The sequence below is a fragment of the Brassicibacter mesophilus genome, from assembly GCF_050433385.1.
Taxonomy (GTDB): domain Bacteria; phylum Bacillota; class Clostridia; order Tissierellales; family Proteiniboraceae; genus Brassicibacter; species Brassicibacter mesophilus.
The window spans coordinates 84,804-97,216 of the sequence record NZ_JBNPXI010000012.1; the positions used below are offsets into that span (position 1 = coordinate 84,804).

Genomic DNA, 12,413 nt, shown 5'->3' on the forward strand with positions numbered 1-12,413 from the left:
ATATCAGATATCTCTTATTTATGCACTAACCACAACATAAGGAAGAAATCTTTTCATATCAAGTTCATAGACATTACTAATCCGAGAGGCATTGTACTAAAATCTAAATATCAATTATTCAATCGGATTAATTGATTTAACATCAAATACAACAAGGAGTAATTGTGATTATGAAAAAAAGAGGAGTAAGATTTTTTGTTCCTAATGCATATGGTGATTTTATATGGAAAGTATTAAAAGACATTGATATTATCAAATATCATTGGCATATTGACTCAGACGAAATTTATAAAGTAATAGATGATGAAATGATAGATGACAATTTGTTTAACAGCGATAGGATTGGTAGTTTAGTACTATCTGGAATAGAGTTTAAGTCACATATATTTAATCATATATACTATGCAATATTTGGAGAGTTTAAAGCATTTCCACAACACTCTCAAATTTCTATAGTAAATACTTACGAAGAGTTTTTACGAAGTGATTGTGAAATTGTATTACTAATAGTAGATAATATTTATTATGATGTGTATTGTAAAAATAAGAATTATCTAGAAATTATTTATCAAAACGCAATTAATAATAACTTTGAAAATATTACATATATTGATGAAAATGATGGAAGAACTAGATTAAATGTATGGTAGGTTATTAAAACTTCACCTAAAGCACTATTCTCAATAGTCTACGAGGAACATGTACATCGTTGAAAGATAGTCAAAACATTAGATTACAGATAGTACCTTATAGCGAGTATATATGTCTGGATTTGTTCCAGCATAATATTATATTGATATAGATATAGGTTACTGTACCAATGATATTTAAAAATCAATTTTCTTTTTTCATACTTTCTAAGATATTTTTTAAGGTTTGAGCTTCTTCATACCGAATAGTAAAATATTCTCCTTTATTAAGGTCAAAGATAACAGTTTTATTAGATGTAAACCATAGGTCACAGCTTATAGTTCTATCGCTAGGGGGTTCCTTACTAATCCAAAACTGATAATTTGGTTCGATATCAAAAATAGGTTCATCTTCCAATCTTTCAGCGTTATTTAATATTTGTTTAACTTGTTGTATTGTTTCCTGATTATATATTTTAAAAATTTTTAAGGTATAGTCATAATTATCTGAACTCCACATTATTTCAGCATCTTTGTTGTTTTTATTACTCGAAATATAAAGTACAACAGCTATTAATATAATAGCCCCAAAGCTAAACAGAATTTTATTCTTCATATATAATCCTCCATTATTTTATATATATATCATACTATGTTTTACAATAATAAAGAATAATAGAAAATATTTCTATGTTTAGTTCTATCTTTTTTTACATTATTGTCACTTTTCACACCACTTATTTTACCAAAGGCTATCACTTCGTTGACTACGCATATTACGAAATAACACATGGAATATCTAATTATTAACTAAAATAATAATTTATGTAGTATATCTCAACCCACAGTAAATATAGTTTTAATTTTTACTGTGGGTTGAGGTAAAAAATCTGATAATTTAACTTAACTGTAACAAACTTTCAAATATTTATGAAATAAGTCAAAAGAACATAATTCTAGAGTAAGGTGATAAAAATATGGATAAGCTTAACAATAAACATAGTTTAGCTGACATTTACAAAAGTCGCATGATTATTATTATAGTCTATATAATTATACTATTGATAATTAATATAACAAATAATAAGGTTTATAATGGAATTATCAGCACTCATATATTTGTCATATTGTGTCTTCTTGGTGCGCTATCAAATGGTAAAGATTTAATATATAAAAGAAAAAAGAATAGGATGAATACTATCTTTGACAGTGTATTAATATTGATAATATTAGGTATATTTTTATTATCGCTACCACCATATACACATGAGAAAGCAATCAATAAAATAATAATGGATTCAAGCAAAATATCGAATGTTAATATTAAATATATAAAAACATGGAATGCACCAATTAAAAGAAAAAGTCAGTACTTTATAAAATATCATTATCAATTATTTTTTAGAGAAGGGTATAGAGAAATAAATTACTTGTTTGACCCTAAAACAGGAGCTTATAAGATTATAAACTAAAATCACAAAAAACATATTTTAAATTTTTATATTTCTATTTAGAATAGTAAATACAAAAGCATCGTAAAATAATTTATATTGTATTTAGTTTATTTATAAGAATAAATATAAAAAAACATTTTATCATTTATTTTGATGATATTTTATGATAGTTTCAAAAAAACCGAAGGCAATTTCTATAACCTTCGGTCTCAAATTCTTTTTTATATATACTGCAGTAAAACATATCCTAAATAAATACCTGAAGTAGCCAAAATAAGCTGCTCTATTGTTCCATTTGTTCTTATGCCTAGTGGTAATCTTATGTTTTTCTTTGACGGAAAAAGCAAATCTATTCCTTGTGTAGTTATAATATCTAAAGCAAGGTGTGAAACATACCCTATTATAAAGCCTATGTGAGCCTCGTGTAGGTTAAATTCTGATGTTCCAATATATACTATTGTTGAAAATATAGTTAGTCCTAAAAGGCTATGTGTAAATCCCCTATGACGTGATATGCCTACAAGAATTAATGTAATACCTAAAAGTCTTAATATTTTGTTTATCGATGGTTCAAACGAATTCCCTAAATATATTAACCCTGCGCCCATACACGAGTAGGTGATCACTTTAAACAGCTTATTTTTAAACAAAAGAACTCGCTGGTTTATTTTACTTCTTGGATGATCTAGGTCTGGTATTAGTGATCCAACAGCTGAAGCTGCCGTTAAAATTAACCCACTTTCTAATGAACATCCTGTTGCTAACGTTAATCCTGCTGCAATTCCTACTATGATATGTGTTTTGCCTGTCAATTGAAATACCTCCTAAAAAGTCGCACTCTTGAGTCCATTCTAAAGCATTTAATTTTATGTCCTATACTTATATCCCCTTGATTTTTACGTGTATATGCATAAATTTTCGTTTATCTGAATTTTTTCTTTAAAAAATTAAAAGGAGCACACTCTACTGACATAAGTTCAAAGGCAGTATCACTAGAATTTGCTAATGAAAAGTCATTTTCACATCTTTCTGTGTCACAAATAATCATATATGACTACTCTATATCTGTGACACTGCTAATTTCCCTATTGTTATGAATAATGAAGCTAACAAAACTGCAGATAAATTTATACAAATACTTATTGCTTCAGTATAAATGAAAGAAAACCAAGAATTTAACAAAAACGAAATAAAAAAGTACTTGGATCTCTTTAGAAAGTCACTAAATTTTGCAAAAAACTAAAATAGACCTTAGATTGAACTGACCCCCAAAAGTTAGACCTAAAAATCTAACGATTGGGAGGTCAGTTTTTTCATGGCAAAATATAGTTTTGAGTTTAAGCGGCAAGTCGTTCAAGACTATCTGGATGGTAAAGGAGGGGCTGTATATTTAGCAAACAAATATGCAGTTCCTGCTCCAAGCAATGTTAAGCAATGGATTAAAGTTTACAAAGAGCATGGTGATGAAGGGTTAATGCGTTCTCGAAAAAAAGAATTATACAGTTTCGAATTTAAGCTTCATGTGGTAGAGTTATATTTAACAACTGAAATTTCGTATCAGGAATTAGCTCTATCAGTAGGTATTACAAATTATCCTTTGATCACTAAATGGGTAAATGATTATCGAATTGCTGGTCCTGATGCTTTAAGAGCAAAGCGTAAAGGACGGCGACCAAAAGTGAATAAACCAAAGAAAGTTACATACGATACAACGGTTCAGACCGATAGTAACCAAGAGTATTTAAAACAATTAGAAGAAGAAAATTTGAAACTTCGAATAGAGAATGCTTATTTAAAAGAGTTGAGGAGGTTGCGTTTAGAGGACGAAGCTCGTCTGAGAGAACAGCAAGAGTCATCCACAGCCTCCGAAGAGAATTCAAACTAAAGGACATTCTCTCATTCTCTGGATTTCCCAAAGCTACATACATGTATTGGCAAAAGTGTTTTGATAGAGAAAATCCTAATTTAGAATTAGAAAACACCATTAAAGAAATCCGTAAGAAAAATAAGGACTGGGGCTATCGCAGGATATATGGTGAACTTAGAAAGAGAGGTATTGTCATCAACCATAAGAAAGTACAACGAATCATTCAGGATCTTGGACTTCAAGTGACATCATTTACAAGAAAAAGCCGTAAATACAGTTCTTATAGAGGTAAAGTCGGTAAGGTTACGCCTAACAGAATTCACCGCCGCTTTCAGACAAGCATTCCGCATCAGAAAATAACGACGGATACAACTGAATTTAAGTATTATAAGGTAGATGATAAAGGAAGAATGACAATTCATAAGCTTTATTTGGATCCGTTTATGGATATGTATAATTCAGAAATACTTAGTTATGGAATCTCTATGAGACCATCTGCTGAAAATGTAATGACAGCATTAAACCAGGCAATTGAAATTACATCTGATTGCCACTATAGAAGAACTTTTCATTCTGATCAAGGATGGGCATATCAGATGAAGGCATATATACATACATTGAAAACAAACCGAATTTTCCAAAGCATGTCTCGCAAAGGCAATTGCTATGATAACTCTATAATGGAGAACTTTTTTGGCATCATGAAGCAAGAAATGTACTATGGACATGTATATTACAGTTACGATGAATTAAAAGATGCAATAGAAAAATACATAGATTATTATAATAATCAAAGAATCAAGCAAAAACTCTCTTGGATGAGTCCGGTCGAATATCGGCTCAGCCAGGCTGTATAATAAAGAAATAGCGAAGCAGTAAAAACTACTTCGCTATAAAGTCTAACTTATTGGGGTCACATCAGATAAGTGGTCTATTTTTTTGTTTTACTTCTAAATTATTATGTACCTACTATCTTCTAATATTTTTTAACAAATAAAATACATCTTAGCAAATTCTTTTTCATCTAAACAAATTTTATTTTTTATTAATTCTTGTATGATTTTTTCTTTTAATAAGCTCAATTTTGGTATCCTCCTTCGTTTTGATATCAGTAACAAGAACATATGTTTGCATGTTTTAAATTATACCCTTCTTTCATTTCTAAATCAACCTTATTTTTATCAATATAATTTTCTGTTTCATTTTTATTTACATCAACAACTATGATTTTTGAACATTAATAGGATAAGTCTGTCCTTTTTTTGTAACTCAGATGGGCATAGAAAAATGAAGATTTTCTATTGATTAACAGATAGTCATCAATTTTTTCAAGTGCTAAATCTCTGTATTAACTACAGATTCACGCATGATTTGACATATTCACTTTAAGAATATACAATTAAATTTTATATCAATGGTTAACGTATATTAAGCAATAGAATGGAGGACAACATATGAAAAAAACCTTAAAAATTTTTACTAGTGATATTAAAAATATTTTAAAAAACAAAATTGCTTTAATTATAGTATGCGGATTATTAGTTTTACCATCTCTTTATGCATGGTTTAACATATACGCTTCTTGGGATCCTTATGGAAATACTGGTGGCATTACAGTTGTTGTGTGCAACAATGATTTAGGAGGGAAAATGAAAGACCGTGATATTAATATTGGTAAAGATCTTGTAGAGAACTTAAAAGAAAACCATACGTTAGGGTGGACATTTGTAGATGATCCTGATAAAGCTATAGGTCTTGCTAGAACTGGAGAAGTTTACGCTAGTATAATAATTCCAAAGGATTTTTCTCAAAAAATGAGTACGATTATTGATGATAATCCAATGAAACCGTCACTAGAATATTATGTTAACGAAAAAATAAATGCTATTTCTCCTAAAATTACCGATAAAGGAGCTTCAACTCTTCAGAATAAAATTAGCACTGCTTTCGTTGAATCAGTTACTGACCAAATTTTTGCGATGTTAAAGGATGTTGGTATAAAAACACAAGATGTGTCTCCAATACTTAATTCATACAAAGAACATTTAGATAATTTAACTGAAAATATTCCTGTTATGATTCAACGTTTAAATGATAATGCTGAAACAGTTGACAGTGGTTCACAACTTGTTTCTCTTTCTTCTAAAGACATCGATTTTGTAGATAATGTTTTAAAAGATTTAGTTTCTTTTACTAATGATTTCAAAACAGATATTGACGCTATTAATAATAATGCAGATGAAATTTCAAGAGATCTTGTTGAAACTCTTAACTTAACAAAAACCTGTCTTGAAGACTTAGATAATAATACTGTGAAATTTAAAGAAAAAATTGTATTAGATAAACCTAATATTGTAGATACTCTCAATGAAAGTTCTGTTGATTTAAAAACAATTATTAAAGATATGCGCTCTATTCAAAGAAGTCTTAAACAGTTCGATAAAGATATATCTCCTGAAATAGAAGGCTTAGTTAAAATAATAGAAAACCAATTAACTGAACTAGAAACTTTATTAGAAAAAATGTCAGCTCATGATTTAAATAATGATGTTGTAAATAAACTAACTAAATCTATTCATGAATTAAATTCTAAAATTAAGCCTAACCTTTTAAAGTTAGATAACTTATTACAAGATAATTATAAAACTAATAATGCTGAGTATAATTATATACAGGCTATATCAAACAGTCTTTCTGATTTATTTGTAGAACTTGAAGACAAAGCTGAAACTACTGAGAGAGCTGCTAAAATATCTGATGATATTTTAATAGATGTTCAAAGTTTAAAAAATGAGATTACATTTAATAAATCACCTCTTCTAAAAACTTTAAATTCTATAGAAGAAAATATTAAAAATTTAAATGCCAATTACTTATTTGAAGAATCACTGTCAAATTTAAAATCTGACCATCAAAAATTGGAAAAATATAAAACTGGATTTTCTGCCTTAAATGCTATATTAGAAACATCAAGTACTCAAGTTGATTCAGCTATATCCACAATTGATAGCATAGATAGTACAGCTACTTCTATTAATAATGATGTTAACAAATCCATATCTTCTTTTGAGTATTATACACATGCTTTAGAAAAAGATATAAGTAAGAGCAGAAAAAATCTTAACAAAATTGATAGATTAATAGCAAATGAAAAAAATGCACTGATACCTCTAGTTAATGAAATTACGAATATTTCTTTAAACAGATTAGAAGATGTATCTAACCAATTAAGCGATTTATCAAATGACATTAAGAATAATGACGTTGAAAAATCATTAGATAATATGCATAATTTGAATTCAAATATTATTAGTAATCTAGATACTTTAATTATAAAATTGAATACTGATTTAACTGCTACTGTAAAAAGATATTTATCTAGTGCCTCTAATTTTTCATCAGATGTTAATATATTGCTTGTAAGTATTACTGAGAAAACATCACTAATGAAGGATTTTTCAAACAAATTAGCTCATAGTGGCCAAGCTACTGCTGACGATATGATTAAATTAAGCCAAAAATTACCAGAACTACAAGAGGATTTAATTCGTATTAGCACCAAAATTGAAAATTTTAATGAAAAAATTAATATCCAAAAATTTATAAATAAATATCAATTTAACGAAAATGCAATTTCTGATTTTATAGCATATCCCGTTGACTTGAACTCGCATTCACTATATTCTACAGATTATTATGGATGTAGCATGACACCTTTTTATACTGTATTATCTCTTTGGGTTGGAGTTTTGGTTTTATCTTCATTATTGTCAACTAAAAGCAAAAATGTAGATTTCAAACCTACTCCGCTACAAAATTATTTGGGCAAATATCCTTTATTTGCCATCTTAGCGGTTCTTCAAGGTTTGATTGTATCATTAGGTGATTTATTTTTATTAAAAGTTACTGCAGTCGAACCAGTTTTATTAGTAGTTTTGAGTATGTTTTTAAGTTTAGTGTTTTGTACAATAATATATACTTTAATTTCTCTTTTCGGAAATGTAGGAAAAGCAATGGGAGTTGTGCTTTTAGTGCTACAAGTTGCTGGATCTGGTGGAACTTTCCCAATACAAATGACTCCACCATTTTTTCAAAAGCTTTATGCATGGCTTCCTTTTACTTATGGGATTGGTGCTTTAAGAGAAGCTGTATTTGGAGTTCTTTATACTTCACTTAAAAAAGATATTCTTATATTATTTTCTTATTTTATTGTATTTTTAATAGTTGGAATTTTATTTGTAAGTGTAAATCATAAGCATATAGAAAAAATAACGCATAAACTTGAGGAATCAGGAATTACTGAATAACATAAGAAGCATGACCACAACAAAAGGATATCAACTATATTGGTTAGAGCGATGACAGAAATTGATTAAATGTATGATAAAATTATTGATATTGTTTAAGGGTGAATAATATGAAGGATATAAATAAAATGTTTTCGCCGGAAATAAACTGTGGCAAAACAGCAAATATCGAAAGTAAAATAGAACTTGATGCAACAAAAAAAACATCATGTCCCTGCTGTGGGTACCTCACGATACCTAATAATGGCGATGCACTTGCTTATATATGTCCTATATGTTTTTGGGAGATAGATACTTTCATTTCAAGCGAAAATGAAGAAAGTGACCAAAATCATGGACTAACTTTAGTTAAAGCAAAACAAAACTTAAAAAAATTTGGAGCGGTACTGCCGCATCTTAAAAAACATTGCCGACAGCCTATAGAGAGTGAATATCCAACAAAATAATGTAACAATCTTCATGAAATACGACATAATGGAGCTTTAATATTAAAGCTCCATTAAAAAACTTAAGTAGCAATATTATCCTTAAATAGGGTCTTTCATTGTCATTAAAAAAGCTATAACATTCTTTGGTGAATATGCTCCAATTAGAAATATAATCAACTTATCTATTTCTACACTAAGATACTCAGCAGGTAGCACTCATATAGTAACTACTAAAGCAAATTCTTCATCTATGAAGCTTGCCATCTATAGCCATATCCTTATCCAAAATGCTAGAAGAAAGCTAATCCCTTTTGTATTTGATGGAATTTGGAAAAATCAAGTATTATCTAACGACATTACATGAACTTTTATTATATGGATAATGGTAAGTTAATACAACAAAATCATATTACCTATGATACGGTTCGCCGTAACAAATATAACGTAGGCTTTTTTTACTAATGCTACCTCCCATCATATTGTTATATTTTCAAATTATTATGCTTATAATCCCCTTCTACTTTTTAGCAACTCTTATCCAGGTTTCACAATAACATTTTCCGTTTTCTTTATTGTAATACATCTCGAATTCGTAGCCATCTATTTTTTCATAACTTGCAGTAGGTAACCATTCCGTATAAACTCTTTTTATTAGTTTTTGAATAGCACTGCTAGTTTCCTCCTCTATGTGTTCTTCTGTAGTAAATATGGCCCAAGTTGCAGCAGGTACATTAACCTCTTTATAACCTTCTGTAACACTTTTAGGTGTTTTAAATGCACAGAGCATATACGGAAATGTACTGCCTCCTGTACTTCGATAATCACAAATGGAGTTAACAGGCGCGAGGCCGTGTCTATTATTCCAATCCTCTCCAGTTGCCTTGATAATCTTGTCTAATGTTCCTTTGTTAATTTCATCGAACCAAAACTTAGGTATAGTCTTAAGATTTTCGCCATTTTCTGTAGTAAAGATTCCTTCTACCCCAAAAACTGTAAATGCCTCTTTCTGTTCAATCTTGTAATTCATCTCTACATCTCCTTTAATAGAAATATGAAAGGATAAACGTGGATAAGCCTTAAGCTGCACACCCATATTGCGCGCCGATGTAGGTGTTACTCCGTGAATATTAAGAAATGCACGAGTAAAAGCTTCTGGAGATTCGTAACCATACTTAAGAGCAAGGTCCATAACCTTTATACTACTATTTTGAAGTTCAAATGCAGCAAGTGTCAATCGTCTTCTCCTAATGTATTCAGATAGAGAAACTTCAGTTATAAATGAAAACATGCGTTGAAAATTGTAAACAGAAGTGCAAGCTATTTGGGCAAGCTTGTCATAATCAATATGATCATCAAGGTTATCCTCTAAATAGCATAATGCATCATTCATTCTCTTTAACAACTCCATACACTTTCCCCCATTACTAGCCTTAATTTTACACCACAATGTCCTTTCACTTACTATTTTACCGTAGATATGCCTATACTCCCTTGCAATCTATGCACAATATTGCATGGTATATATTAGCCCTATCAAAAACAGGTTTTAAAACATTACTATTCCTTATTATATCTCTAAAGTTAACTTAAACTAAATATCTAATCTCGAAAAATATTCTTGAAACCTTACATCTTTCTTTCAAAACTACTCACATAAACAGCTTCAAGGAAAGTCTACGTTATTTATGGTACGGTTCTCCTTTCGTTACTAAATACATGACTATTTTAAATCAGTTATTACTCTTATTTTTTCCATTTTTTCACTTGATTCAAGTATTTTATTTTCACTGTCTTAGGATTTAATGATTTCCTAAAGTTTTCAGTAATAGGCATTTTCATCATCATTTTTGATGCTTCCTTAGATTCTTCTATAGACTCCCAATGCTGTATCATTATCCATTGACTACCTTCATTGACTTTAACAAGTTCTGTATCAATAAATCCATTTTGTTTTGAATGAAAATTCTCTTCAAGGTATTCAACAATCTTAATAGATTCTTCATCAGTAATCCCAGAAATAACTTGAAACTCCACAATTTCAGTACATACATTCTTATTCATAACATTATTACCTTCACTAAACATAGTATTTTTTTATTTAATTTTACTTAATCTACGCCTTAGTGAATAGTAAAAACTCGACAATCAATTATATTTAATTATTTGTTTTATAAAATTATTTTGATTTAAAAATTCCGTTGGAGTACTACCTGTAAATGATTTAAAATCTTTTATGAAATGAGTTTGATCATAATAGTTATTATTATATGCAAGTGAAGTAAAGCTGTCATTGTCGTTTAAGCAATTTATAGTCTGTTGAAATCGATTGATTCGATAAAATAACTTTGGACTGATTCCTATGTATTTATTAAATATTCTCTCAATCTGTCGCTGATTTATTCCATATTGCTTGCAAAGAACATTAATACCCATATTATTTATATTTTTATCGAATACTTCAAACACCTCATATATTTCTTTTCTTGGTATAAGAGAAGCATCAACTATCTTTACAATCTCATTTTCTATAATCTTAATTATCGTTGGAATCGAATCATCAGTATTGGTTTTATCTACTATCCTTTCTGTAAACCCCTTTATAATCAAATCTACCTCAATTGTCTTATTTTTAAACTCTGATATTGGTATTTTTAAAATTGGAAAAAGTCCAGTTGGGAAAAATGAAATCCCAAATACCCTTAATATACCACTTTGATTTATCAAATAGTATTTATCACTAATTCCATTAAAATGAAACCCTTTTGGTACTATTTTAGTTTTTTCATCTTTCAAATATATAATTGGAGGAGATAAATTTAAAATCAAATCAATATTACTTACTGGCGAAAGCTTATGATTAACCTCAACTGGTGATTTTGTTTCAATTACCCAGTAATATTTTATAAGACTTTTTAACATAGGATGTCTCACTGAATACCTTGTGGTTTGTAATAAATTTAACATAATACACCTCCAAATGTTAAAATAATAAGCTTTCATCAAAATTTGTGAGAGTTTCATCATATAAACACATAATACTGTTTTTGCTAATAATCAAATCTGATATGATACTTCTCGTATAATTATTTATAAAAAATTACTATACAATTTATTTTTAACTCCTGTATTTACGTTATACTAACGTTATAGTGAAAAATATGCCCTTTTCTACTTATGGTACGGTTCACCGTATCATATTCTAAACTTAAATAAATTTGTTCAGTATTTAACTACCTTAATCCTGAAATTTAAATTCTTATTATAGATATTAGATGTTGTTGTAAATATCATTCGCTTGTCATGATTAGCTAATAGTTTAATAAATAACTCTTTACTTGAAAATAATTTAAAATAAAGCAACTATTTATTTTATATCCAATATGACATCATATTACAGCTCTGAAAATCATTCGTCATTTTTTGTATATATATCGACATTGTTAACTCACTTTTCATATTTGCTTATACAAAAAGATACCTTGCTTCAAGAACTGTAAAAAAGAAATAATACATTAAAGTATATGTTTTAATGCACAGTAAAGAATCTCATTATGAAGAATGTAAAACGAAGGTAAAGAACATATTATTAAGATTGGTAATTGAAAATATTGAAAATAAATCTAAGAAAAATGTCTTCTTATTTTTATTAACCAAACAAAGACCTATGGTATGAATAGCCATGGGTCTCGTTTTTACTATTTTTATTGGTGATATCTTCTATTTTATAA

10 protein-coding genes are annotated in these 12,413 nt (G+C 28.7%); 5 read left to right on the top strand and 5 right to left on the bottom strand.

All coding sequences use genetic code 11. The annotated features are described in order from the left end of the window. Positions 1-170 precede the first annotated feature (170 nt). On the top strand, positions 171-650 hold the full coding sequence (locus HNR33_RS13260; RefSeq protein ID WP_429084102.1) for a DUF2691 family protein: 480 nt from the start codon (positions 171-173) through the stop codon (positions 648-650). A 184-nt stretch (positions 651-834) separates the two neighbouring features. Here HNR33_RS13260 and HNR33_RS13265 read toward each other — a convergent pair whose 3' ends face one another. Next, entirely contained in the window at positions 835-1,245 is a 411-nt protein-coding gene (locus tag HNR33_RS13265) for a hypothetical protein (RefSeq protein WP_429084105.1), read from the bottom strand. A 361-nt stretch (positions 1,246-1,606) separates the two neighbouring features. On the opposite strand from HNR33_RS13265, the gene HNR33_RS13270 reads away from it, so the two are divergent. Continuing rightward, positions 1,607-2,101 (top strand): hypothetical protein, encoded by a 495-nt coding sequence (locus HNR33_RS13270; protein WP_429084108.1) that lies wholly within the window; start codon positions 1,607-1,609, stop codon positions 2,099-2,101. A gap of 203 nt (positions 2,102-2,304) precedes the next feature. On the opposite strand, the gene HNR33_RS13275 is transcribed toward HNR33_RS13270, so the two are convergent. Then, on the bottom strand, positions 2,305-2,895 hold the full coding sequence (locus HNR33_RS13275) for a metal-dependent hydrolase (RefSeq protein WP_429084111.1): 591 nt from the start codon (positions 2,893-2,895) through the stop codon (positions 2,305-2,307). A 503-nt stretch (positions 2,896-3,398) separates the two neighbouring features. On the opposite strand from HNR33_RS13275, the gene HNR33_RS13280 reads away from it, so the two are divergent. The 3 genes from HNR33_RS13280 to HNR33_RS13290 all read left to right on the top strand — a co-directional run bounded on the left by HNR33_RS13280 (position 3,399) and on the right by HNR33_RS13290 (position 8,703). Continuing rightward, a protein-coding gene (locus tag HNR33_RS13280) for an IS3 family transposase (protein ID WP_429084113.1) occupies positions 3,399-4,807 on the top strand; the annotation gives its coding sequence in 2 pieces (ribosomal slippage) (positions 3,399-3,876 and positions 3,876-4,807; 1,410 coding nt in all). 597 nt (positions 4,808-5,404) lie between these two features. Further along, on the top strand, positions 5,405-8,257 hold the full coding sequence (locus HNR33_RS13285; RefSeq protein ID WP_429084115.1) for a YhgE/Pip domain-containing protein: 2,853 nt from the start codon (positions 5,405-5,407) through the stop codon (positions 8,255-8,257). 110 nt (positions 8,258-8,367) lie between these two features. Then, a complete protein-coding gene (locus HNR33_RS13290; RefSeq protein WP_429084118.1) occupies positions 8,368-8,703 on the top strand; it encodes a CPCC family cysteine-rich protein in 336 nt (111 codons plus the stop codon). Positions 8,704-9,202: 499 nt separating this feature from the next. Here the strand turns inward: HNR33_RS13290 and HNR33_RS13295 are convergent, their stop codons facing one another. The 3 genes from HNR33_RS13295 to HNR33_RS13305 all read right to left on the bottom strand — a co-directional run bounded on the left by HNR33_RS13295 (position 9,203) and on the right by HNR33_RS13305 (position 11,649). Beyond that, positions 9,203-10,093 (bottom strand): AraC family transcriptional regulator, encoded by an 891-nt coding sequence (locus tag HNR33_RS13295; RefSeq protein WP_429084121.1) that lies wholly within the window; start codon positions 10,091-10,093, stop codon positions 9,203-9,205. Between the two features lie 335 nt (positions 10,094-10,428). Continuing rightward, positions 10,429-10,746, bottom strand: coding sequence for a hypothetical protein (locus HNR33_RS13300; RefSeq protein ID WP_429084124.1), 318 nt, complete (start codon positions 10,744-10,746; stop codon positions 10,429-10,431). A gap of 84 nt (positions 10,747-10,830) precedes the next feature. Beyond that, positions 10,831-11,649 (bottom strand): AraC family transcriptional regulator, encoded by an 819-nt coding sequence (locus HNR33_RS13305; protein ID WP_429084127.1) that lies wholly within the window; start codon positions 11,647-11,649, stop codon positions 10,831-10,833. Positions 11,650-12,413: the final 764 nt, after the last annotated feature.